Annotated in this window: 27 protein-coding genes and 1 tRNA gene; 22 read left to right on the forward strand and 6 right to left on the reverse strand. The window is 64.6% G+C overall.

Features of this window, described 5'->3' with window-relative positions; all coding sequences use genetic code 11:
- Nucleotides 1-37: 37 nt before the first annotated feature.
- Nucleotides 38-847, reverse strand: coding sequence for a citryl-CoA lyase (locus BPET_RS14585; RefSeq protein WP_012249786.1), 810 nt, complete (start codon nucleotides 845-847; stop codon nucleotides 38-40).
- Between the two features lie 29 nt (nucleotides 848-876).
- Nucleotides 877-2,019, reverse strand: coding sequence for a CaiB/BaiF CoA transferase family protein (locus tag BPET_RS14590; protein ID WP_012249787.1), 1,143 nt, complete (start codon nucleotides 2,017-2,019; stop codon nucleotides 877-879).
- A 117-nt stretch (nucleotides 2,020-2,136) separates the two neighbouring features.
- On the opposite strand from BPET_RS14590, the gene BPET_RS14595 reads away from it, so the two are divergent.
- From BPET_RS14595 to BPET_RS14645, 16 genes are all read left to right on the forward strand, one after another.
- Nucleotides 2,137-3,039, forward strand: a complete 903-nt coding sequence (locus tag BPET_RS14595) for a LysR substrate-binding domain-containing protein (protein WP_012249788.1) — start codon at nucleotides 2,137-2,139, stop codon at nucleotides 3,037-3,039.
- A 322-nt stretch (nucleotides 3,040-3,361) separates the two neighbouring features.
- Nucleotides 3,362-4,570 carry a tyrosine-type recombinase/integrase gene (locus BPET_RS14600; RefSeq protein ID WP_012249789.1) on the forward strand — a complete coding sequence of 403 codons (1,209 nt, stop codon included), beginning with the start codon at nucleotides 3,362-3,364 and terminating at the stop codon, nucleotides 4,568-4,570.
- A 90-nt stretch (nucleotides 4,571-4,660) separates the two neighbouring features.
- The gene (locus tag BPET_RS26030) at nucleotides 4,661-4,864 is read left to right on the forward strand and encodes a helix-turn-helix transcriptional regulator (RefSeq protein ID WP_012249790.1); all 204 of its coding nucleotides are present in this window, start codon (nucleotides 4,661-4,663) and stop codon (nucleotides 4,862-4,864) included.
- Between the two features lie 15 nt (nucleotides 4,865-4,879).
- Complete coding sequence (locus BPET_RS14605; protein WP_012249791.1) at nucleotides 4,880-5,272, forward strand: hypothetical protein; 393 nt, start codon at nucleotides 4,880-4,882, stop codon at nucleotides 5,270-5,272.
- Nucleotides 5,266-6,879, forward strand: coding sequence for a primase-helicase family protein (locus BPET_RS14610; RefSeq protein WP_012249792.1), 1,614 nt, complete (start codon nucleotides 5,266-5,268; stop codon nucleotides 6,877-6,879). Before BPET_RS14605 ends, BPET_RS14610 begins: the two co-directional genes overlap by 7 nt.
- 192 nt (nucleotides 6,880-7,071) lie before the next feature.
- A complete protein-coding gene (locus BPET_RS14615; RefSeq protein ID WP_041862941.1) occupies nucleotides 7,072-7,254 on the forward strand; it encodes a hypothetical protein in 183 nt (60 codons plus the stop codon).
- 237 nt (nucleotides 7,255-7,491) lie between these two features.
- The gene (locus tag BPET_RS14620) at nucleotides 7,492-8,418 is read left to right on the forward strand and encodes a hypothetical protein (protein WP_151208967.1); all 927 of its coding nucleotides are present in this window, start codon (nucleotides 7,492-7,494) and stop codon (nucleotides 8,416-8,418) included.
- Entirely contained in the window at nucleotides 8,418-8,708 is a 291-nt protein-coding gene (locus tag BPET_RS14625; protein ID WP_041862942.1) for a hypothetical protein, read from the forward strand. The genes BPET_RS14620 and BPET_RS14625 overlap by 1 nt, the downstream gene beginning before the upstream one ends.
- Before the next feature lie 8 nt (nucleotides 8,709-8,716).
- Nucleotides 8,717-8,890 (forward strand): hypothetical protein, encoded by a 174-nt coding sequence (locus BPET_RS26920; protein WP_158310082.1) that lies wholly within the window; start codon nucleotides 8,717-8,719, stop codon nucleotides 8,888-8,890.
- A gap of 127 nt (nucleotides 8,891-9,017) precedes the next feature.
- Complete coding sequence (locus tag BPET_RS26925) at nucleotides 9,018-9,167, forward strand: hypothetical protein (RefSeq protein ID WP_158310083.1); 150 nt, start codon at nucleotides 9,018-9,020, stop codon at nucleotides 9,165-9,167.
- The gene (locus BPET_RS26930) at nucleotides 9,160-9,336 is read left to right on the forward strand and encodes a hypothetical protein (RefSeq protein WP_158310084.1); all 177 of its coding nucleotides are present in this window, start codon (nucleotides 9,160-9,162) and stop codon (nucleotides 9,334-9,336) included. The genes BPET_RS26925 and BPET_RS26930 overlap by 8 nt, the downstream gene beginning before the upstream one ends.
- A gap of 100 nt (nucleotides 9,337-9,436) precedes the next feature.
- Nucleotides 9,437-9,880 carry a terminase small subunit gene (locus BPET_RS26035; protein ID WP_012249794.1) on the forward strand — a complete coding sequence of 148 codons (444 nt, stop codon included), beginning with the start codon at nucleotides 9,437-9,439 and terminating at the stop codon, nucleotides 9,878-9,880.
- Nucleotides 9,864-10,121, forward strand: a complete 258-nt coding sequence (locus BPET_RS14630) for a hypothetical protein (protein ID WP_041862943.1) — start codon at nucleotides 9,864-9,866, stop codon at nucleotides 10,119-10,121. The genes BPET_RS26035 and BPET_RS14630 overlap by 17 nt, the downstream gene beginning before the upstream one ends.
- Nucleotides 10,114-12,051, forward strand: coding sequence for a phage tail tape measure protein (locus BPET_RS14635; protein WP_012249796.1), 1,938 nt, complete (start codon nucleotides 10,114-10,116; stop codon nucleotides 12,049-12,051). Before BPET_RS14630 ends, BPET_RS14635 begins: the two co-directional genes overlap by 8 nt.
- Nucleotides 12,052-12,182: 131 nt before the next feature.
- Nucleotides 12,183-12,965 (forward strand): exodeoxyribonuclease III, encoded by a 783-nt coding sequence (xth, locus tag BPET_RS14640; RefSeq protein ID WP_012249797.1) that lies wholly within the window; start codon nucleotides 12,183-12,185, stop codon nucleotides 12,963-12,965.
- A 148-nt stretch (nucleotides 12,966-13,113) separates the two neighbouring features.
- Nucleotides 13,114-13,189: transfer RNA gene (locus BPET_RS14645), tRNA-Ala, on the forward strand.
- A gap of 191 nt (nucleotides 13,190-13,380) precedes the next feature.
- Here BPET_RS14645 and BPET_RS27090 read toward each other — a convergent pair.
- From BPET_RS27090 to BPET_RS14655, 3 genes are all read right to left on the reverse strand, one after another.
- The gene (locus tag BPET_RS27090) at nucleotides 13,381-13,551 is read right to left on the reverse strand and encodes a hypothetical protein (RefSeq protein ID WP_012249798.1); all 171 of its coding nucleotides are present in this window, start codon (nucleotides 13,549-13,551) and stop codon (nucleotides 13,381-13,383) included.
- Nucleotides 13,552-13,566: 15 nt separating this feature from the next.
- Nucleotides 13,567-14,649, reverse strand: a complete 1,083-nt coding sequence (locus tag BPET_RS14650; RefSeq protein ID WP_012249799.1) for a YeeE/YedE thiosulfate transporter family protein — start codon at nucleotides 14,647-14,649, stop codon at nucleotides 13,567-13,569.
- Between the two features lie 224 nt (nucleotides 14,650-14,873).
- A complete protein-coding gene (locus tag BPET_RS14655) occupies nucleotides 14,874-15,815 on the reverse strand; it encodes a sulfurtransferase (RefSeq protein WP_012249800.1) in 942 nt (313 codons plus the stop codon).
- Nucleotides 15,816-15,826: 11 nt separating this feature from the next.
- On the opposite strand from BPET_RS14655, the gene BPET_RS26645 reads away from it, so the two are divergent.
- From BPET_RS26645 to pdxK, 6 genes are all read left to right on the forward strand, one after another.
- The gene (locus BPET_RS26645; protein WP_151208968.1) at nucleotides 15,827-16,051 is read left to right on the forward strand and encodes a hypothetical protein; all 225 of its coding nucleotides are present in this window, start codon (nucleotides 15,827-15,829) and stop codon (nucleotides 16,049-16,051) included.
- Complete coding sequence (locus BPET_RS14660; protein ID WP_012249801.1) at nucleotides 16,042-16,647, forward strand: flavodoxin family protein; 606 nt, start codon at nucleotides 16,042-16,044, stop codon at nucleotides 16,645-16,647. The genes BPET_RS26645 and BPET_RS14660 overlap by 10 nt, the downstream gene beginning before the upstream one ends.
- 91 nt (nucleotides 16,648-16,738) lie before the next feature.
- Entirely contained in the window at nucleotides 16,739-17,221 is a 483-nt protein-coding gene (locus BPET_RS14665) for an RrF2 family transcriptional regulator (RefSeq protein ID WP_012249802.1), read from the forward strand.
- A 47-nt stretch (nucleotides 17,222-17,268) separates the two neighbouring features.
- Nucleotides 17,269-18,504 carry an MFS transporter gene (locus BPET_RS14670; RefSeq protein WP_012249803.1) on the forward strand — a complete coding sequence of 412 codons (1,236 nt, stop codon included), beginning with the start codon at nucleotides 17,269-17,271 and terminating at the stop codon, nucleotides 18,502-18,504.
- Between the two features lie 109 nt (nucleotides 18,505-18,613).
- The gene (locus tag BPET_RS14675) at nucleotides 18,614-19,396 is read left to right on the forward strand and encodes a YggS family pyridoxal phosphate-dependent enzyme (RefSeq protein WP_012249804.1); all 783 of its coding nucleotides are present in this window, start codon (nucleotides 18,614-18,616) and stop codon (nucleotides 19,394-19,396) included.
- Nucleotides 19,393-20,229 carry a pyridoxine/pyridoxal/pyridoxamine kinase gene (gene pdxK, locus BPET_RS14680; RefSeq protein ID WP_012249805.1) on the forward strand — a complete coding sequence of 279 codons (837 nt, stop codon included), beginning with the start codon at nucleotides 19,393-19,395 and terminating at the stop codon, nucleotides 20,227-20,229. The genes BPET_RS14675 and pdxK overlap by 4 nt, the downstream gene beginning before the upstream one ends.
- A gap of 167 nt (nucleotides 20,230-20,396) precedes the next feature.
- Here pdxK and BPET_RS14685 read toward each other — a convergent pair whose 3' ends face one another.
- On the reverse strand, nucleotides 20,397-20,594 hold the full coding sequence (locus tag BPET_RS14685) for a hypothetical protein (protein ID WP_012249806.1): 198 nt from the start codon (nucleotides 20,592-20,594) through the stop codon (nucleotides 20,397-20,399).
- Nucleotides 20,595-20,655 lie beyond the last annotated feature (61 nt).

The raw sequence follows: 20,655 nt of genomic DNA on the forward strand, positions 1-20,655 counted from the left end.
TGCGGCGCGCCGCGCGCGGCCCGCCGGTAAGCCGGCGCTATGGCTGCGCCGCCCCGAAGCCGGGGGGAACTGCGCCTTCGTATTGCACTTCGCGCGTAGCCTGGTAAGACAGCGCGAAGCCAATCGGAGTCTCTTGCTCTTCAGTCAGGTGGGCGATAAGCCCGGCCGCGCGCGCCAGTATCGGCACGCCCCGCAGCGCGGACAAGGGAAAACCGATACCCAGCAGCACGGCGGGAATCGCCGCCGAGACATTCAGCCGCAGGTCCTTGCCCACGACTTCTGGAATCACCTGCTCCACCGCCTCGGCAATGGCCACGTACCGCAAGCCCGCGCCGCTATCGCGCGCCACCTCGAACAGCCGCGCCACGCGCGGATCGCGCGCTTTGTGCAGCGGATGCCCATAGCCGGGGATGGCGCGCCGCGCCGCGCGATATTCCGCCACAACGGCGCGCGCCGCGGCCACGACGTCGCCGCCCTGTCCGGCGCGCGCCTCGATTTCATGGAACAGCCGCCCGGCCGTCTCGGAAGCGCCCAGGATCACCGAGCCGCAGCCCAAAATGCCAGCCGCCACGGCCCCCTGCAGCGAGTCGGGCGCGGCCGCCAGCGTCATGCGGCTGGCCTGCACGCTGGGCACCAGCCCGTGCTCGGCAATCGCCACCAGCGTGGCGTTGAGAACCTCGCTGGCCGGCGCATCCGGCCGGCGGCCGGTGACCAGCAGGTAGAAATAATCGCCGAACGCCATCTTGCCGATCAGGTCCTGGCACAGGTCGGCGCCGCGCACCACGATGGTGTGCTCGTCGGATGTGCAGATCGAGGTGCGAGGCACGGTTTCCTTGCCGATTTTCATAAGAAGTCCTTGAACTAATGGGGGGGCGCCTATGCGCGGCCGGCGCGCAACCAGGCGCGGATTTCATCGTTATGCTCGCCCAATTCGGGCGGCGGGCGCACCTGCGTGGGCCGCTGGCCGTCGAACGTTACGGGCGAGCGCACTGTCTTCCAGGGGCCGCGCCGCGGATGGACGCCTTCGATTTCGATCTGCAGGTGGCGCGCCTGCGGGTCTTGCAAAGCTTCACGGGTGTCGTACATGGGCGCGTGCGGCACGTCGCGCTCCAGCAGGCGGGCGCACCAGGCCTCGCGTGTACGCGTGGCGAAGATTTCGCCGAGCATTTCGATTAACTGCTCCTGGTGCGCGATGCGGCCCTCGCGCGTGGCAAAGCGCGCGTCGTCGAAAATGCCTGGCCGCTCGATGGCCTCGGCCAGGCCGCGCCAGAATTTTTCGGGCGACGACATGTGCAGCGCGATCCACTTGCCATCGGCACAGCGCAGCGTGTACGACTGCGAAACACTGGGCCGGCTGTACGGCCCCATGACTTCGCCTTCGGACAGGAAGTGCGTGAAGGCATCCAGGTTGAAGTGGCACATGGCCTCGAGCATGGACACTTCCACGCGCCGGCCCAGCCCGGTGCGGGCACGCTCCACCAGCGCGCCCAGTATGCCGTAGGCCGCGTAGAACCCGGTGAGCGAGTCCGCGATGGCCGGCCCCACCACCCGCGGGTTGGCCGGGTTGACCAGCAGGTTCAGGAAACCGCTGGCCGCCTGCGCCACCGTGTCGTAGGCCGGCCGCCCGGCGGCCGGGCCGCTCTGGCCGAAGCCGCTGATGGCGCAATACACCAGCCCGGGGTTCAGCGCCCGCAGCCGCGCCTCGCCAGCGCCCAGGCGCTCGGCCGTGCCGGGCCGGAAATTCTGGATGTAGACATCCGCGCTCTCGATCAAGGCGTCGAACACCTGGGCGTCGTCCGGGTCGCGCGCGTCGAGCTCGATGCTGCGCTTGTTGCGGTTGTAGGTCTGGTAGTGCGGACTGTACAGCCCGCCCTTGAAAGCCCGGAACGGATCGCCGGTGCCTGGTTGCTCGACCTTGATCACGTCGGCGCCCAGGTCCGCCAGCAACATGCCCGCCGCGGGACCGGTAATGAAGGTGCCCTGCTCGATGACCCGAATGCCTTCCAGCACTTTCCCCATGGGAGCTCCTTACTGCAGATTCCTGTATTGCCGTAAGCCTATCCAACACCACCAAATGATGAAAATGATAAATTTCGTCAGTTATTATTGATACCATCGATTATTCAAGGCGTTTCCATGGAACTGCGGCACTTGCGCTATTTCATCGCCCTGGCGGGCTCGCTGAATTTCACGCGCGCGGCCGAGCGCGTGCATGTCACGCAATCCACGCTGTCGCACCAGATCCGCCAGCTTGAAGAAGAAATCGGCCAGCGCCTGTTCGACCGCGTGGGCAAGCGCGTTGTCATCACGGCCGCCGGCGAAACCTTCCTGGCCTATGCAGCGCGCGCCCTGCGCGAAATCGACCAGGGCCTGAGCGAACTGAAGCAAAGCGCCGCCTCGCTGACCGGCGAGCTGCGGGTAGGCACCACCCATACGTTCAACCAGAGTTTCATCCCCGACTGCATGGCGCGCTTTCTGCAGCACCATCCCACGGTCAGGGTCATCATCGAAGAGCTGGCGGCCGACGCCATCGCCGCGCGCCTGGAGGCCGGCCAGCTCGACCTGGGCGTGGCCTACCGCCCGGAGTCGACCAGCGGCCTGCAGTTCGAGCCGCTGTTCAACGAAGAACTGGTGCTGGTGGTGTCGGCCGCGCACCCGTTGGCCGCGCGCAAGCGCATACGCATGATCGAGCTGCATCGCGAGCCCCTGGTGCTGCTGACGCCCGGTTTTTCCACCCGCCGCCTGCTGGACGAGTGTTTCGCCGCCGCCGGCGCCGAGCCCAGCGTCGTGGCCGAAACCAACACCATCGCCGCCATGTTGGGCATGGTGACGCGGCTGCCGGTAGGCGCCATCGCCGCCCCCAGCGCCGTCGCGCCCAGCCCGGCGCTGCGCATGATTCCCATGGAAAACCCCACGCCCATGCGCACGCCCGGCCTGCTGCTCAATCGCGAGGTGCCGCAAAGCCGGCCAGGGCGGGCCTTTGCCGCGCTGCTGCGCAAGCAGGCGATGCGCGCATACCAGACCCACGCGGTTTCTTGAGTGTTCTTGTGCTCGGAGTTTGCCGCAGAATGCCGGAAGCAGCGTGCGACTAAAGCCAGCGTTTGCTGGCTGCTGGTACCGCCACTGATACTATTGCGCAAAACAACACGCACCAGCCATTGCTCATGAAACTCGCCACCTGGAATCTACACTACATTCATTCCAGATCACGCCGGCTCATCCTGATTCATCGAGGCACACCGGAAAGCTAGTATTCGCGCGGGTTTACGTCTTTCGGTATGTTCAAGGTCGTCTAATGCCGATTATTGAAATCTAGATAAATTGGGGGTACCGTTGGGGGTATCTAACGGATCATCCCCTCATGAGCAAAGACGATTTCGCCCGTGCCCTGTCCGACCGTGCCGTAAAGAACGCCCGCCCCAAGGACGCGCCATATAAACTCGCCGATGGCGGCGGCCTGCACTTGCTGGTGCAGCCGAACGGGTCTCGGCTGTGGCGCTACAAGTTCCGCTTGGGCGGGAAAGAACAGGTATTCGCCATCGGCCGATACCCGGACGTTGGTCTCGCCGAAGCGCGTGAACGTCATCTTGCTGCGCGGCGACTGGTGGCAGATGGGGTTAGCCCGACCGCCCAACGCCGCGATGATCGTGCGCGCATGGCGGAGGACGCCGCGCGCGCCAAGGCCGGAACGTTCAAGGCTGTTCTCGATTCATGGAAGGCGACGCCAGCGCGCGCCCTTGCGCCGGCCACGATCCGTCAGCGGGATCGGGAAATCGACCGATACCTAGAGCCGAAACTAGGTGCGCGCCCAGTCGGCGAAATAACGCGCCGCGAACTGGCTGATTTGCTGAAGACAGTGGCGACCGATACACCAGAAGTCGCGCGGAACCTGCGCACGCACATGAATTCGATTTTCGAGCATGCCGTCGACGTTGGACTGATTGCTGGCAACCCAACACCAGGCCCGCGCGCCCTGCCCGCCCGCAAACAGACCTCTCACCCCGCTGTGGCCATGGACGAGCTAGGCGCCCTGCTCGCGTCCATAGACGCCAGCGCCTGCCAGCCGGCGACAAAGGCGGCGTTTCGCCTGCTGCTGCTCACGGCATGCCGAAAACTGGAAATCACGTCCGGCCGATGGGACGAAATCGACCTTGATGCAGGCGAATGGCTGATCCCGGCTGATCGAATGAAGACCCGGACCGCGCATTGGGTACCGCTGTCACGCCAGGCAGTCGAGCTGCTGCGCGCCGTCCGCGCACATTCTGGCGGCGATTACGTATTCCCGCATCGTGACAAGCCCAACACGCCAATGAGTCCCACCGCGCTTAACGAAATGCTGCGCCGGGTGGGCTATCGCCGGGAAATGACGGTGCACGGCACGCGGTCGATTTTTTCCACCTGGGCGAACGCTCAGCCTGGCGCAAACGTGGACGTGATCGAGCGTTGCCTGGCGCACGCACCCAGGGACAAGGTTCGCGCCGCATATAACCGGCACGCGTACAAAGACGAACGCCGGGCGCTCTTACAGTCATGGGCGGACGTGCTGGACGCTGCAGAATTCGTGGCTTAATAACATTTTGTTACTGGAAAACCCACAAGGGGAACGCATCGTCTTAAGTGTATTTAATCGGTATCGCCAACCACTTTTGAGGCGATACAGATGGAACACCTTCCGCAAATACTCCGCATCACAGACGTAACACGCATCACAGGTCTATCCCGGCCGGCGATTTATTACAACGTCAAACGCGGCCTTTTCCCCCGGCAAATCCAATTAGGCCCGCGTTCGGTCGGCTGGCTCGCGTCCGATGTCGAAGCCTGGTTTCAATCCCGCATCAGCGCTCGCGACGCGCAATCGGCATAAGGGGGCGCGAGCATCATGGACGAAATGAAAAAAGCCGACGCGGGAACGTCGGCTTCCGATACTACATTCGTAAACTGCTACCCGAATTCTACCGCCGTCGATCAGGGCGATCAACTGCTTTTCACGGCCGAAGACTTCCGGGCGTGGCACCAGGCCAACGCCGATCAGCTGGCCGCCAAACGCGCCACAGCCGAAGCCGTGCGCCAGGCCGAGCGAGCCGCACGGCTGGAAGCGTTCACGGACGCGACGATCCGCGCCGTTGCCGCCATGCTGGAAGATGGTCACACGCTGGACGAAGCGTGCAAAAGCCTTATCGGAAATGCTTTCCGGTTCGGCGCCTGCCATGAAACGCTCAACGAACTGGTGGCCATTCTAGAATCGCTGGGCTGGGAGGGTTCGGTATGTTAAGCCTTCATCAGGCGAGGGCCAAACGCGCCGCCGGAGAACTGCCCGCACCAGCTGCTAAACCGTCCCGTGCTGACGTTGTGACCGCTCGACACGCCGCCATATTGGCCGGCCGGCCGGACCCGTACCCGGAAATTGCGGACGACGACCCGCTTTGGCAGAAGACGCCTACGCCTGTGCCAGAGCACGGGCGCGATGAGGCGCGGCGGCGGCACCAGAAAGATGAAAACGCGCGCATTCAAGATGACCCGCAAGCCATTTTGCCGCCTCTAATGAGTGTGGCCGACATGCTGAACGATTGCGTATGGATAGCAGCTGGTGGGCAAGTTGGTCGGCTGAGTGCGCCCAAAACCGTACTGCCGTTCAAAGATTTTTGTGACTTGACGGCGTGCAACACCACCGAAGTAAGCGAGCCAGAAAGCAAAGCCAAGCCTCGCCAAGTGCCGAACGCGATGCTATGGAAGCGCGACCCCAACCGCAAGACGGTCACGACGCGCACATTTCATGCTGGCGCGTCGGCCATCTGTCGTGACCCGGACGGCGAAATGGCGATGAACTCCTGGCGGCCAATCGAGCGCAGCAGACCCACCGCAGACGTGCAACCCTTTCTCGATCACGTCGACTATCTCATCGCGGACACGGCCGAGTGCGAAGTGTTCTTGGACTGGCTCGCGCATATCGAACAACAACCCGGCGTGCTGCCGCACTACGGCTGGCTACACATCGCGGAGAACACAGGTACAGGCCGCAACTGGCTTGCGTCGGTGCTAGCCCGTGTGTGGCGCGGATATGTGGCGCCGAACGTGGACTTGCCCGCGCTGTTGGAAAGTCAGTTCAACGGCATGCTGGCGGGGCGTGTTTTGGCGATGGTGGACGAGGTGCAAGAGGGCGGCGGGGAAAATCCGTTTCGCCACGCCAACCGGCTTAACGCCATCGTCAACGCCGAGGAACGCATCCTCAACCCGAAGTTCGGGCGCCAGCACAAAGAGCACAACTCCTGCCGATGGCTGGTGTTCAGCAACTACGAAAACGCACTGCCTCTGAAAGGCACTGACCGCCGATGGCGCGTGGTCCGCCACAATGCCGCCCCGCGCCCCCCGGAGGAATACACCAGGCTGTACGCGCTCCTGGGAAATGCTGAGTTCATCAATGCTGTTGGTGTTTTCTTGCGGGATCGTGACATCAGTAAATTTAACCCTGGCGAACGTCCGCCCATGAACGACGCAAAGCGGGCCGCTCTAAGTGCATCCCGGTCCATGGTGCAGCAAACAGCAGAGCAACTCATCAAGCATTGGCCGAGCGATGTAATCACAAACCAGGACGCCGCAAGCGTACTGAGCGAGGGGCTGGACGATAAGCTGAACGTCGCCATGCGGCGGGCACTGTTGGAGTCTGGCGCAATCCAGTACCGAGATGGCGTCACGGTCAAAGTTCGCGGACGCGCCGGGAAATGCTGGATTCTCCGTAACGCGGATCGGTGGGCTGACAGGCCGTCATCGGTTGTTGGGGGCGAGGCGGCGCGCGCCCGCGAGCTCCGGGAATACTCCGCCACCGCGCTCGACATCCTCGCTGATTGCACCAGCGACGACGAAGGGCTCCGGCCTTGCTAACCCGGTAACGGTAACGGCGGGTAACGGCTTTTCTGCTAGAGCCAAAATCCCTGCATTTCAAGATGTAACTACCACGGATTTTGGAAGCTAACGGAAAACCCGTTACCCAGCGTTACCGTTACCTAGCACGCCAGGATTTCGGGGGCCTGGTGGGCAAATGAATACGCCCCCGCTTCTCTGGAAACCAACCACATGCGAAACGAACGCTTGTACGAGAACCTCGCCGATCAGCTGGTGCGAACCGCTGTCGATCAAATCGAACCCCTTGCCGGCGAACCGATCTCGGCCAAAACCCGCAAAGCCATTGCCGCCGATCTGGTGGCATCGATGCAGCGACACATGCCACCGTTGGCCAACCTGCAGGCCGCTGGGTAGCCCCGCGCCACCTGTGGTGCAGGTCGGTGCCTGCGCATCGGCCTGCGCCCGCTGGTGGGGCTGTATGGGTCCTTCCTGGGCGGCCCTGGTGGCGCGTGCAACGCCACCGCGCCGTTCAATATTTGGGTGGTTGCAAAAAACAACTACCGGACTGCCGTTCTTTGGAAAACCCACAAGGGGAAACGCGGTTCCGTTCGTCGGATACTGGTTCCGAACTCACCGAAAGGAACCCATCGCATGCTATCCAAACTCATCGCCCAGGCCCGCCAGGCAACTGGTGCCGCAGAGCATTACACGCCCGGTTTCACCGAGCCGACCCATATAACCGCGCAACGCGCCGCATCAGCTGGCGTCGTCCGATTGGCGGACCCCTTGCCTGAATACACGCTCGACCCCCAGCGCCCCACGCAAGCCCTGGTGCAACATCAGGCCGGCCGACGCGTGCCTATGTCAACAGCGATCCTTCAAAACTCCCGCGTCTGCCAAGCCGGCGCGCGCCTGGTGCCAGTCGAGGCTGCGCCTGATGCGGTGCCGATGGGGAATGGCGAAATGGTGTGGCAGCGCCGTGCATCCCGGTTCAGCGTGATCGAGGCCGGCGTTTTCCAGCCAGTCGAAGACGGCGACGACGCGACGGCAACAGCACTACCGATCCTTTCGACAGAAATCGCCCCGGGTGATTCGGCTACACATGGCCTGCGCCTCGAGATTCCACGCACCATGCTGAAAGAACACGGCGACGAATGGGTCGAACACGTCGCCATGACCGCCCTTGCGCTGGGCTTGTCAAATCTCGCTGACGCCGTGTTGCTGGCCGCGATCAAATCCGCAACGCCTGGTGCATTTTCAATTGGCGCCGCCGCTGCACGTGGTCTGCGCTTCGGTGAATTGCGCGGCATCGTTGGCACGGCCGGAAACGGCGCCGCAGTCGGCGCTGATGGCGCCCTGCGCGCAGCTGGTGTTGCGGCTGAATTGAGCGACCAAATCGACGCTACGTTCGTCGGGTCGTTCGCCCGCGCCGGTGTGGCGGTCAACGAAGAAATTTTCTTGATTGTTGACCGCGTGAATGTCGCCGGCGCCATGGCGTTGACCGCCTGGGTCAATTTGCAGCCGCTGCTGCCCGACGCCACTGCGTTCTGGAACGTGCCGGCGGTCGAGGCAGCGTGATGACTGCGCCCACTGATAAAGGCCTGCCCGCCGACCTGGCCGACGCGATTGAAACCGCCTGGCCGCTGGTTCGCTCCGCTCAAAACGATGACGGGCTGCCGCGTGTGCTAATCCACATGGGCGGCGCGCGGTTCCACGCAGAGAACGCGGACCAAAACATCCGCCAGCTATGGCCGGGGCTTAGTGAAGGGCAGTACCGCCGCGCTGTGCGCTGGCTGGATTCTCGCGTCGCCTGGTGTTTACGCCCCGAAGCCCCGCAGCGTCGGCGCGGCTGGGTTCACGATTTTTGAGGGACATCATGCAAAACCAACACAGCCAAAAGTTCAGTATCGCGCTACCCGGTGACGTGCTGCGCGCCGTGCACCAGCGGCAGCAGCAAGTTGCCGAGCAGACCGGACTCCGACCGAGCCGCACCGCAATTATTGGCGCCATTCTGAGAAAAAGTTTGTTGTCCGACCCGCGCGGGGGTTAACCGCGACCAGTTCCGCGTTGCTGGTGGGGTTCAACGCGGGCGCGGCTGGCCACCGACGCGACATTTGAAACGGCCACGCCGGCCGGGGTTACCGCCCCGGTCGGCACCCACCGAATACGGAAAGCCCATGAACACGCCCGACAGAAAGCGCCCCAGGTACCGATCACGCAAGACCCGCAACGCACGCCGCCACCCGCCGCCTGGTGTGCAGTTCCTGCACCCCGACGAACCGATCTTGGCGCAGATTCGCCGCTTAAAGGGGCAGAACGATGGTTGAACAGGACCTGTTCGGCCGCCTGGTCGGGTTGCAACGCATGGCCGAGGAAATCGCGGCCGATTCGAGGCTGGACCAACGGACACGGCAGGCCATCAAAAGCCTTGCCGGCGCTTGCGAGTCGTATCGTGGAACCGCCTTTGAACTTCGCTCATGGAGTCCCGAGAAATGAGAATCTTCGACAACGAACAGCTGGTGTGCTTGGCCTTTCTGGCATCTGTGATCTTGAGCCTGGCGCCGTTGTGATTGCACCAGACACAACAGTCACCGACATGCAACTTGCTGCTCTTGCAGGCGTTTCAGCGCGCCGTATCCGCCAGCTGGCCGAGCAAGGCACGCTTGAACGCGTCGGACGCAACGAATACGCGCTTGGCCCGAGCATCCGAGCATTGATCGACGACGCCGCCGGTACCGGAAGTGTCCTGCAGCGTGAGCGCACCCGACTTGTGCGCGCCCAAGCCGACGAAGCTGAACTACGGCTCGCAGAAGCCAAAAAACTGGTGGCGCCCATCGAACAGTATGCCGAGGTCTGGGCGCATCGCTGTGGAATCATCCGCGCCAACATGCTTAACGTACCCGGCCGCGTGGTATCGCAGCTTTTAGGGGAGAACGACGAATCCCGGTTCAAAGCCACACTGCGAGCCGAAATTATCGAAGCACTAAAGGCCTCGGCCGACCCAAACTTTGGAGATGAGAATCTTGGACCAACGAATTGAAGATGCCCTGTACGCCGCCCGCGGTCGCCTGCTGGTACCACACGACAACCCCGAAGCGCGCCGCGATGCAGTCCTTATGGCCCGGGTGAAACTCGACGAAGCCATCGCCGCCATGCTGGAAGCGAGCCGCGAGCTATGCAAGGCGGATCGACACGACATCGCTCAACTGGTGGACGACGCTCGCCGCGCTGCTGGTCTGGCTGACGCGGTGATTTCCGACGTGGAGCCGCGCCATGAATAAGCGGCTATCGGCAACCATCACCATCGGCGGCGCTGTCGCTGGCTCGTTCAAGCGCACCGTCACCAGCGCCAAGACCAGCATCACCAGCTTGGGCAGTACCGTCAAGCGCTTGAACGCGGAGCAACGCACGCTCGGGGGCGCGATCCAGAAGCTGGGCCGATCCGGCGCCAACATTGATGGCCTGCGGTCCCGCTACGCGGCCGTTACTGCCGAACTGGAAAAGCAACGCGCTGTCCTGGGACGACTGCAGCGCATCGAGGAACGCCGCGACGCCGCCCTGGCCAAGCGCCAGGTTTTGGTGGGGCAACTGACCCGAGTGCTGGCCGTAGGTGCCGCGTATTCAGCAGCGGTGTTCAAGGTGGGGCGAGACGCGGCCGCACACCAAAAAGAACTGGTGACGATTCAGAACACAGGCGGCCTGACCGACGCCGAAACCCGCGACCTCGACCGCCAGATATTCGAAACCAGCCGGAAAACTGGGCAGTCTGTTGAGAGCGTTACATCCGGTGTTGGCAGCCTGGTGGCGTCTGGCCTAGCCGTCGGCGAAGCCATAGCGACGGCCGAAACCCTCGGCAAAGCCGTTACCGCGACCGGCGGCACCATGGAGGATATGGCGCAGACCGCGTTCAGCTTGAACCAGCAGCTTGGCATCACCGCCAAGCAGGCCGGCGTCGCATTCGACATCTTGAACACTGCCGGCAAGGCCGGCAACTTCGAATTGGCGGAAATGGCCAAGCACGCCCCGAAGGTGGGTTCGTTGTTCAAGGCGCTGGGCATGCAAGGCCTGGACGCCGCCGCCAGCATGGGCGCTGCGTTCCAGATCGTGCGCACTGGCGCCGGCAGCAGCGACGAGGCCGCGACCAATCTAAGCAACCTGCTTGGCAAAATGGTGGCGCCGGAAACGCTGAAGCGATTCCAGAAGCTGTACGGCGTGGACATGTTCGGGGAGATTCAGGAGGCTCAGAAGCGCGGTGAGGATGTGCTGCAGTTCTTCGTTGACCGAACCCGCCAACTCACTGGTGGCCGTGCGGACCTGGTTGCCGAGCTGGTGCCGGATGTACAGGCCGGTAGCGCACTTCGGGCACTGATGACTGAGCGCGAACAGTATCAGCGCATCAAACGTGACGCGCTGAACTCTGCCGGCTCGGTAGACGCTGATTTCAGCAAGATGATGGGCACGGCGGCCACCCAGGCCGAGAACCTGTCGAACTCGGTGGGCCGTCTTAGCAAAACCATCGGCCAAACGTTGCTGCCAGCGATTGGCAACGTGGCAGGCGGGCTGGTCACCGTCATAGATCGAGTCACCGCCTGGACGGCAGCAAACCCGCGACTGACGCAGGGCATTGTCGCCGTTGGCGGCGCTGTGATCGGCTTGGGGGCAGCGTTCACTGCGCTGCGAATCGCCGCGACGTTCCTGTCGCCAGTTGGCGCGATCATCGGTGCCTTGGCTGGTGCTGCTGTGCTGGTCTACAAAAATTGGGAGCCGATCAAAGCTTTCTTCACCGACACCTGGAATTCGGTCAAAGCTACAACCATCGGCGTATGGGACGGGCTGAAAGGTTACTTCACCAGCCTGTGGGATAGCATCAAACTAACCGCGTCCGGCGCCCTGGATTGGCTGATCGATAAGATTTCCGCTGTCGGCAGTGCCTGGACCAAGACAAAGGAATTCTTCGGGGTCGGTGACGAGAATCCCAACGCCAGCGTGATGGACGGCTATACGCCGCCCGCCCCGCCTCAGGCACCGCCCATGGCCACGGCACGCGGCGGCGCATCGGGCACGTGGCAGGACAACCGGAGCATCACTCTGAATGTGAATCCGGCGCCAGGTATGGACGAAAACAAGCTGGCCGAACTGGTGGTGGACAAGATCAACCATCGGGACGCGGTTAGGCGGCGCAGCTTTATGTTCGATGGTGTGACCCAGTAGAGTGACGCGCTACACTATCAAGCAGCCTATACCCCCACCTGTTCCGGTGGGGGTATTTGTTGGGGTATCGACACCGACAACCAGAAGAAATATCCAGATTTCTTCTTTGTTTTCAATATATTATAAATTATATGAAACTCGCCACCTGGAACGTCAATTCCCTGAAAGTGCGTCTGCCGCAAGTCCTAGACTGGCTGGCCGCCAACCCCGTGGACGCGCTGTGCCTGCAGGAACTGAAGCTCACCGACGAGAATTTCCCGCTCGATGCCTTCACGCAGCTTGGCTACCACGCCGCGTGGGCCGGCCAGAAAACCTATAACGGCGTGGCCATCCTGTCGCGCGAACCGGGCGCGGCCATGGTGCGCAACATTCCGGGCATGGACGATCCGCAGCAACGGTTGCTGGCCGTGACGCTGCCCTCGCCCGCGGGCGACGTGCGCGTCATCAGCGCCTATTGTCCCAACGGCCAGGCGCTGGAATCCGACAAATACGCGTACAAGCTGAACTGGTTCCAGCAACTGCGCGACTGGCTGGCCCAGGAGATACAGACCTACCCGCGGCTGGCCCTGCTGGGCGACTACAACGTGGCGCCCGCCGACGAAGACGTGCACAACCCCGCCAAATGGGAAGGACAGGTGCTGGTGTCCGAGCCCGAGCGCGCGGCCTTTCGCGCCCTGCTCGACCTGGGCTTGGCCGATTCGTTCCGGCTCTTCGAGCAGCCCGAGAAATCATTCAGCTGGTGGGACTACCGCCAGTTCGCCTTCCGCCGCAATGCGGGGCTGCGCATCGACCACATATTGTTGTCGCAACCGCTGGTGCCGCACTGCGTGGCCTGCGTCATCGACAAGGCGCCGCGCGCCAACGAACAGCCATCGGACCACGCGCCGGTAGTGGCCACGCTGCAGCTGGCCTGAGCAGGCCGGCCCCGACGTTCGCGTCGGCCTCCACCGGCGCGGGCCGCGGCAAAGAATAAGCGCCCGCAAGCCGGGCAACGCGTAAAGCGAATCCGCCCATGTCGAATTGCTGACCGGCTTTGGAATGTGCTATATTTCTGCGCTTGTTGGGGCGGTAGCTCAGCTGGGAGAGCGTCGCGTTCGCAATGCGAAGGTCGGGAGTTCGATCCTCCTCCGCTCCACCAAAATTCCAGATGGAAAAGCCTTGGAAACACCATGTGTTCCAAGGCTTTTTTGTTTCTGGACCAGATTGTTTCTGGACCTGATTACGAACGCCGATTACATCGGACCTGATTACGGACGCCGATTACCTCGGCTTGGCGGCCGGCGCCGCCACCACGGCGCGGCCTGGCATGAAGCCATGGCCGCGCCGCCGCTAGAACGTCGATGCGCAATGCCCGCCCGTCGGGGCCTGGCCGGACCCGGCGGCGATGAGGGGGGGTTCCTGCCTGACGTTGACGGGATCGGACGTGGCCCAGTCCCACGCGAAGAAGGCGATCAGCACCAACCAGAACGCAACGGCCAGCTTGGAAACGTGTTTTTTCATGGTGGGCCCGTCCCGTCAGAAAGCGTAGTGGCGACGAATGCGCACGCCGATCAAAGAACCGCAGAATGCCACTGGCACCCAGATCCAGCCGTGCAGGCTGCCAGTGGAAATGCCGCTGACCATGGCGCCGATATTGCAGCCGAAGGCCAGCCGCGAGCTGTAGCCCAGCAGGAAGCCTGCCACGATGCCAACCACCCATTGCTGGCCCGTCAGCGGCGCGCGTTGCGTGGCAGACGAATTACCCGCGGCGACCAGCAAGGCGCCGGCCAGGATGCCGATGTTGGTGATCGAGGTGACATCCAGGAATACCGACTGCGACAGGTTGTGCAGATTGACGGGCTGGCTCCAGAACGCATTGGCGGCCGGATCGAACACGCCAGCGGCCGTGGCGACCTTGGCCGCCCACAAGCCGAAGCCGTACACCACGCCCCACGGCTGGCCGGCGATGACCAGATTGAGCATCGCCAGCGCGGCCAGCAGGATGGCGCCGATGAATAGGCGCCGGTTGAACCAGCTGGCGCCCTTGCCTACCCAGGCGCGCGCGGCCAGGCCCAGCAACAGCAGGCCGGCGCACGTCATGCCGAAGGCTTCCCAGGGGCCGAAGGTGGCCACCAGGCTGACGGGGCGCGTGGCGCCCAGTTGCAGCCATTGCTCCAGTTGAGCCGAACCCAGGAAGCTGCCGATGGCGAAGATGGGCAGGATGGTCATGTTCAGCGGCACGCCCATGCCGGCCTTGTACAGTGTGCCCGAGCCGCAGCCATCGGCCACCTGCATCGCGGCGCCGAAAACGAAAGCGCCCACCAGCAGGCTGATGCTGGGCGGCCCCAGTGCCGCGCCCAAATCGGTGGGAAACGCCGCCAGCAAGGGCATGCACACCGCGGCGGCAACTGCCAGCAGCACGAGTTGCGCCATGACGCCGCTGGGATCACGCTGCTCGATCAGGCGACGCCAGCCGGTAGTGAAACCGAAGCGCGCGCCGGCAAGCACAGCGCCCATGCCGATGCCAACCAGGAACAACACGGCCTGGCGCAAGGAAACGAACCAGGCCAGGGCCAGAAAAAAGGCGGCCAGCAGGGCCGCAAGAGGAAAGCGCGTCATGTAGGGATGCTGCGAGAATCTGGATTGGACGGATACTGCCGGGTGTCAGGCTTTACAAGGCGCCTACACCGCACCAACACGGCAGCAACAAGGCGCCTGGCACAGTGGGTTGCAGCCACTGTCTCGGTGATCCGGTGTCTGGCACCCTGGCGGGAGCCAGACACCTGGCCTGAAAGTGGCGTCTGAAAGTGGCGTGTGAAAGCGACGTGTGAAAGCGGCGTCAATCAGCTGACCAGGTCTTTCAGGCTTTTCAGGATCTGCTGGCCGCGGCTGGGCACGTTGTCCATCGGCAGCTCCTTGGACGACTGCGTCCAGTCGGCCAGCGAGGCGGGATACAGCATCACGTTCTTCTGCCCCACCACTTCGGACAGCGCGAACCAATCGGTGGCGGCCCAGTGGCCGGTATTGCAGAACGAAATGGTTTCGTCGGCGGGCTCGGGCAGCGACTGCGCGGCGATGGCCTTGGCCTCTTCGGGCGACACGAAAATCGCGGTGCCGGGCTTGAACCACTTGCTGTGCTCGAGGTTCAGCGCGTTGTGGATGGTGCCGGGCACCTTGGCGGTGGGCGCTTTAACCTCGCCGCGGAAGAAGTTGGACGGCCGCGCGTCGACCAGATGCACCTTGGGGTTGTCGATTTGCGCCAGCACGTGGTCTTGCGTGGCGATCAGTGAACGGTCGAGCACCGGCGTGTAGCTGCTGGCCGCCACCGACGGCACGGCCTGGTCTTGCGGCAGGCCGGCATCGACCCAGGCCTTGACGCCGCCGTTCAGGATGGACAGTTCGGACAGGCCCAGGTATTTCAGCGTCCAGTACACGCGGGCCGAGCTGCCGAAATCGGTATCGTTGGCGCCCGACGACACCACCACGGCATGCACGCTCTTGTCCACGCCCAGGCTGCGCACCAGTTCGGCCAGCTTGTCGACCGGCGGCAACTGCCCGGGGTTGTCGGCCGGGCCGCGCCATTGCGCGTAGGGGGCCGATACCGCGCCGGGAATATGGTTGGCGGCGTATTCCTGCGGCGGCCTGATGTCGATGATGCGCACCGCGCTGTCGGCGCGGGCCTCGTTCAGTTCGGCGGGGGTCAGCAGGGGCGCGGCGGCTTGCGCGCCAAAAGAAGCGCCGGCCGTGATAGCCGCGGCGGCAAACATGAGAGAAATGCGTTTCATACGGGAGCACCATGAAGAATCAAGCCCAAGGCTCGATTCTTTCATTATCCGAATATATAAGAAAATACATTTTAATCATTTTCATATATATAAAAGCCCACCCTTTTACCCCTCTTTTCCCGTGGGGAATGCCGGAAATGCCCGGCGAGCCGCCCGCCGGCACAGGCCTTGCTGCGCCGACGCGAACCGGCGGCATGGCGCTGCCGGACCCTGCCAGGAGCCCGCTATGTCGCTAACCGCCATCGGCATCAATTGCACGCTGAAAAGCTCACCCGCCTCGTCATCCTGCGACAAGCTGCTCGACGTGGTGGAGTCGGAATTGCGGCGTCTGGACATTGCCTGCGAACGGGTGCGGGCGGTGGACCACGCCATCGCGCCTGGCGTGACGTCGGACGAGGGCCCCGGCGACGCCTGGCCCGAACTACGCCGCCGAGTGCTGGCGGCCGACATTGTCATCCTGGGCACACCGATCTGGCTGGGCCACCCGTCCAGCGTTTGCCAGCGGGTGCTGGAACGCATGGACGCCTTCCTGGGCGAACTGGACGACGGCGGGCGCATGGCTCCCTACGGCCGCGTGGCGGGCGTTGTGGTGGTCGGCAATGAAGATGGCGCCCACCACGTGAGCGCCGAGCTGTTCCAGGCCCTGAACGACGTGGGCTTCACGCTGCCCGCCAGTGCGGTGACATACTGGGTGGGCGAAGCCATGCACAAGACCGACTTCCAGGACTTGCCCGCCACGCCCGAAAAAACCGCCCAGGCCGCGCGCGAACTGGCCTTGAATTGCGCGCACCTGGCGCGGCTGCTGCACGCATCGCCCTACCCGCCGCGCTGAACCCGCGCGGATTCCTTCGTGCCGATGCAGGTCTTGACGCTGCGTTTTTAATCTGGATATTATTTATCTTAATTAAAGCGCGGACCTGCACATGAAAATGAGCGAAGGGGTCGAATGGGCCCTGCATTGCTGCCTGACACTGGCGTGGCTGGACAACGACGGCGCATCGGTGCCGACAGCCCGGCTGGCCGCGGCCTTCGAGCTGCCCCCGGCCTACCTGAACAAATGCCTGCAATTGCTGGTGAAGGCCGGCATCCTGGTCTCTACCGCCGGCGTCAAGGGCGGGTTCCGGCTGGCTCGCGCGCCGGCGCGCATCACGCTGCTGGACGTGGTGACGGCCATCGAAGGCCCCGAAGGCGCGTTCCGTTGCGCCGAGATCCGCCAGCGCGGAGCGGGCGCAAGCGCCTCGCCGCGCGAGTTCGTGCGCCCCTGTGGCATTGCCGTAGCCATGCGCCGCGCCGAAACCGCCTGGCGGCGCGAGCTGGCGGCGCAGACGGTTGCCGACCTGCTCGACGCCGCGCCGCCTTCGGCGTCGGAACGCATGCGTTGCTGGCAGCTGACACAGGTCCACTGATCTTCCCTCCCCCACCCGGTCAACAATTTTTCACGGAGCAAATCTGGATGTTTTATATCCACAATTCACGGACTGCGGCCACCCCTGCCGCGCCGGCCATTCCGGCGCCCGGTCTGGGCCTGGGCGCCATCCTGGTGCTGGCGCTAGGCACCTTCGCCGTCGGCACCGACGCTTTCATTGTGGCGGCCTTCCTGCCCCTGATGGCCGCCGACCTGGGAGTCACGCCATCCGTGGCCGGACATTCGGTCACGGCGTTCGCCGTGGCCTATGCGTTGCTGGCGCCGGTGATCGCCACGCTGACTGCCCGCGTGCCGCGCCGCACTTTACTGTGCGTGTCGCTGGCGCTGCTGGGCGCGGCCAATATCGGCTCGGCCCTGGCCACGTCGATGCCCTGGCTGATTGCTTCGCGCATCGCGGCGGCCGCCACCGCTGCCGCGTACACGCCGAACGCGGGCGCCGTGGCCGCCGCGCTGGTGCGCACAGACTTTCGGGCCCGGGCGCTGGCCATCGTGATCGGCGGACTGACGGTGGCCACCGCGCTGGGCGTGCCGCTGGGACGCGTGGCAAGCACCATGCTGAGCTGGCGCGCCGCGCTGGTGGCGGTGGGCGGCGTGGCGCTGCTGGCGTCCGCCGGCGTGCGCGCCAGCCTGCCGCGCCTGGGCGGCGCGCCCGCCATGTCCCTGGGCGGCGCGCCCGCCATGTCGCTGGCGCAGCGGCTGCAGGTGCTGCGTCAGCCCGCGGTTCTCAAGGTGCTGCCGCTTACCGTGCTGGGCATGGCGGCGGCCTACGTGCCTTATGCCTATACCGTGCAGGTGCTGCAGGCGCTGGCCACGCCCGCAGGCTGGGTGACGGGCATGCTGCTGGGCTATGGCCTGGGCGCGATGGCGGGCAATTATTTGTCTGGCGTGGGCACCGACCGGCGCGGTGCGCGGCGCGTGCTGTTGACCGCGTACCTGATCATGGCTGTGGCGCTGGGCGGACTGGCCTGGCTGGCCGCGAGCGCGGAGCCGATGCTGCCCATCACTGCCGCGCTGGTCGGGTTATGGGGCGCCAGCAGCTGGGCGCAAAGCCCGGCGCAGCAGCACCGCCTGATCGCCAGCGCGCCGCAGCATGGCGCGCTGGTGGTGGCGTTGAATGCCTCCGCCATCTACTTCGGCATTGCGCTGGGCACGGCCATCGGCGCGCGCCTCGTCGAGACCGGCGCGGTGGCGTTGCTGGCGTGCGGCGCGGCGCTGGCGCTGCTGTCATGGGTGTACGCGGCGGCCACGTGCCACGAACGCTGATTGCGACGCCGCAACGCCACCGGCGCGCCGGCTCGACGCGCGCGCGGAATTGCGGCATGCTGAGATATACCTTGCGCAAGCGTGCGCGCCGTTTCATCGTTCGCAACCCATGACCGACTCTCCCGCCTATCCCACCGCCACGTCCATTGACGATTTCCGCCGCAACCTCGCGCGGGTGCGCGAGCACATCGCCGCCGCCTGCCAACGCGCCGGCCGCGATCCGGCCGAAGTCCGCCTGTTGCCGGTCAGCAAGACCGTCGACGAAGCCCGCATCCGGCTGGCCTATGCGGCGGGCTGCCGCGAACTCGGCGAAAACAAGGTGCAAGAGGCGCACGCCAAATGGGAAGCCATGGCCGACCTGCCCGACCTGCGCTGGGCGGTCATCGGACACCTGCAAACCAACAAGGCCAAGCTGGTGGCGCGCTTTGCCAGCGAGTTCCAGGCGCTGGACAGCCTGCGCGTGGCCGAGGCCCTCGACCGGCGCCTGCAGGCCGAAGGCCGCGCGCTCGATGTATTCGTGCAGGTGAACACGTCGAATGAAGCCAGCAAGTTCGGGCTGCCACCCGAGCAGGCAGCCGCCTTCGTGCGCGAGTTGCCGGCCTACTCCAGCCTGCGCGTGCGCGGCCTGATGACCCTGGCGCTGTTTTCGCCCGATCCGGCCCTGGTGCGGCCCTGCTTCGTGCGGCTGCGCGAACTGCGCGACCGCCTGCGGCAGGAAGCGCCGGCCGGCATCGCGATCGACGAGCTTTCCATGGGCATGTCGGGCGACTATGCCCTGGCCATCGAAGAAGGCGCCACCACGGTGCGCGTAGGCCAGGCCATTTTCGGAGCGCGCGCGCTGCCCGACAGCCACTACTGGCCCGGCCTGGCGTCGGCCGGCCCGCAATCATGAATACGCCGCCCCCGGGGCGGCCGCTGCCCATCGACGTCATCTCCATTCAATCGCAGGTGGTGTATGGGCACGTGGGCAACAACGCCGCCTTGCCCACACTGCGAGCAATGGGGTTGCGAGTCGCCGCGGTGCCAACGGTGCTGTTCAGCAATACGCCGCACTATTCCAGCCTGCACGGCGGCGCCATCCCGGCAGATTGGTTCGCCGGCTATTTGCGCGACCTGATCGCGCGCGGCGCCGTGGCGCGTGCCCGAGCCATATTGGTGGGTTTTCTGGCCGACCCCGACCAGGCCGCCCTGCTCGGCGAATGGCTGGACGAAGCCCTGGCCGCCAATTCTGCGCTGCGCGTCCACGTTGATCCGGTCATCGGCGATTTCGACCACGGCGTCTACACCGATCCCCGCCTGACGCAGGCCTGGCGCACCCAGCTGCTGCCGCGCGCGCATGGGCTCACGCCCAACCACTTCGAGCTCGAACAACTGGCCGGCGCCACGCTGGACACGCTCGACGCCACCCAGGACGCGGCCGCGCGGCTGCTGGGCGGCGGCACCGAATGGGTCGTGGTGACCAGCGCCGCTCCGCGAAGCTGGCCCGCGGGCCAGATGCACGTGGCAGTAGTCACGCGCGCCCGGCGGCACGTGATCAGCCACCCCGTGGTGTCTTGCGCGGCCAAGGGCGTCGGCGACCTGTTCGCCGCGCGCCTGGCCGGCCACATGCTGGCGGGCGTCCCGCTAGAGCGCGCCGTGGAGCAGGCATGCAGCCATGTGGTGGAGGTACTGCGCGACACCGCCCGGCTGGGCTGGGAAGAGCTGGCCCTGCCGGTGGGGACATGATCGCCGAGACGGGTCGAGTTGCAACCCCGTCCCGCGTCATCAGCCGGCCTTGCCATTTACATCGAGATAGCCGCTGCGCACGGCGCTGTCAGGCACCTGCGCAGCCTGACACCTCGCAATGGATTCGATCACGCCCATTCGGCCCGACGCCGCCGGGCGCGCATGGCTCACGCCGGCTGGCTGCGCGCCTGCTCGATGAGTACGTCGACCTGCCCGCGCATTTTGTCCTCTACGTCTCGCAGCGCCTTCCACTCGGCGAACTTGTCCGGTTCGAGGACATTGCTGGCCTCGTAGAAATCCATCACCGCGGTATGGGCTTCGTGCCACAAGCGCATGGCGGCTTGCACATCGTTGATGTCGGTCATGGGATGCTCCTGGGCGAGACAACGAGCCGCCCCTTTCGCAAATTGCATTCCCGCCGGCGCG

The organism is Bordetella petrii, assembly GCF_000067205.1.
In the GTDB taxonomy this organism is placed as follows: Bacteria; Pseudomonadota; Gammaproteobacteria; order Burkholderiales; family Burkholderiaceae_B; genus Bordetella_A; species Bordetella_A petrii.

Excerpts from the sequence above, each read along its gene's own strand:
- BPET_RS14670 (WP_012249803.1), top strand. The coding sequence starts at position 17,269 with ATGTTTTATATCCACAATTCACGGACTGCGGCCACCCCTGCCGCGCCG.
- BPET_RS26645 (WP_151208968.1), top strand. The coding sequence starts at position 15,827 with ATGAAGAATCAAGCCCAAGGCTCGATTCTTTCATTATCCGAATATATA.
- BPET_RS14585 (WP_012249786.1), bottom strand. The coding sequence starts at position 847 with ATGAAAATCGGCAAGGAAACCGTGCCTCGCACCTCGATCTGCACATCC.
- BPET_RS14595 (WP_012249788.1), top strand. The coding sequence starts at position 2,137 with ATGGAACTGCGGCACTTGCGCTATTTCATCGCCCTGGCGGGCTCGCTG.
- BPET_RS14675 (WP_012249804.1), top strand. The coding sequence starts at position 18,614 with ATGACCGACTCTCCCGCCTATCCCACCGCCACGTCCATTGACGATTTC.
- BPET_RS26035 (WP_012249794.1), top strand. The coding sequence starts at position 9,437 with ATGCAACTTGCTGCTCTTGCAGGCGTTTCAGCGCGCCGTATCCGCCAG.
- BPET_RS14590 (WP_012249787.1), bottom strand. The coding sequence starts at position 2,019 with ATGGGGAAAGTGCTGGAAGGCATTCGGGTCATCGAGCAGGGCACCTTC.
- xth (WP_012249797.1), top strand. The coding sequence starts at position 12,183 with ATGAAACTCGCCACCTGGAACGTCAATTCCCTGAAAGTGCGTCTGCCG.
- BPET_RS14625 (WP_041862942.1), top strand. The coding sequence starts at position 8,418 with ATGACTGCGCCCACTGATAAAGGCCTGCCCGCCGACCTGGCCGACGCG.
- BPET_RS14620 (WP_151208967.1), top strand. The coding sequence starts at position 7,492 with ATGCTATCCAAACTCATCGCCCAGGCCCGCCAGGCAACTGGTGCCGCA.
- BPET_RS14600 (WP_012249789.1), top strand. The coding sequence starts at position 3,362 with ATGAGCAAAGACGATTTCGCCCGTGCCCTGTCCGACCGTGCCGTAAAG.
- BPET_RS14605 (WP_012249791.1), top strand. The coding sequence starts at position 4,880 with ATGGACGAAATGAAAAAAGCCGACGCGGGAACGTCGGCTTCCGATACT.
- BPET_RS26030 (WP_012249790.1), top strand. The coding sequence starts at position 4,661 with ATGGAACACCTTCCGCAAATACTCCGCATCACAGACGTAACACGCATC.
- BPET_RS14660 (WP_012249801.1), top strand. The coding sequence starts at position 16,042 with ATGTCGCTAACCGCCATCGGCATCAATTGCACGCTGAAAAGCTCACCC.
- BPET_RS14665 (WP_012249802.1), top strand. The coding sequence starts at position 16,739 with ATGAAAATGAGCGAAGGGGTCGAATGGGCCCTGCATTGCTGCCTGACA.
- BPET_RS14615 (WP_041862941.1), top strand. The coding sequence starts at position 7,072 with ATGCGAAACGAACGCTTGTACGAGAACCTCGCCGATCAGCTGGTGCGA.
- BPET_RS27090 (WP_012249798.1), bottom strand. The coding sequence starts at position 13,551 with ATGAAAAAACACGTTTCCAAGCTGGCCGTTGCGTTCTGGTTGGTGCTG.
- BPET_RS14655 (WP_012249800.1), bottom strand. The coding sequence starts at position 15,815 with ATGAAACGCATTTCTCTCATGTTTGCCGCCGCGGCTATCACGGCCGGC.
- BPET_RS14650 (WP_012249799.1), bottom strand. The coding sequence starts at position 14,649 with ATGACGCGCTTTCCTCTTGCGGCCCTGCTGGCCGCCTTTTTTCTGGCC.
- BPET_RS26925 (WP_158310083.1), top strand. The coding sequence starts at position 9,018 with ATGAACACGCCCGACAGAAAGCGCCCCAGGTACCGATCACGCAAGACC.
- BPET_RS14635 (WP_012249796.1), top strand. The coding sequence starts at position 10,114 with ATGAATAAGCGGCTATCGGCAACCATCACCATCGGCGGCGCTGTCGCT.
- BPET_RS26930 (WP_158310084.1), top strand. The coding sequence starts at position 9,160 with ATGGTTGAACAGGACCTGTTCGGCCGCCTGGTCGGGTTGCAACGCATG.
- pdxK (WP_012249805.1), top strand. The coding sequence starts at position 19,393 with ATGAATACGCCGCCCCCGGGGCGGCCGCTGCCCATCGACGTCATCTCC.
- BPET_RS14685 (WP_012249806.1), bottom strand. The coding sequence starts at position 20,594 with ATGACCGACATCAACGATGTGCAAGCCGCCATGCGCTTGTGGCACGAA.
- BPET_RS14610 (WP_012249792.1), top strand. The coding sequence starts at position 5,266 with ATGTTAAGCCTTCATCAGGCGAGGGCCAAACGCGCCGCCGGAGAACTG.
- BPET_RS26920 (WP_158310082.1), top strand. The coding sequence starts at position 8,717 with ATGCAAAACCAACACAGCCAAAAGTTCAGTATCGCGCTACCCGGTGAC.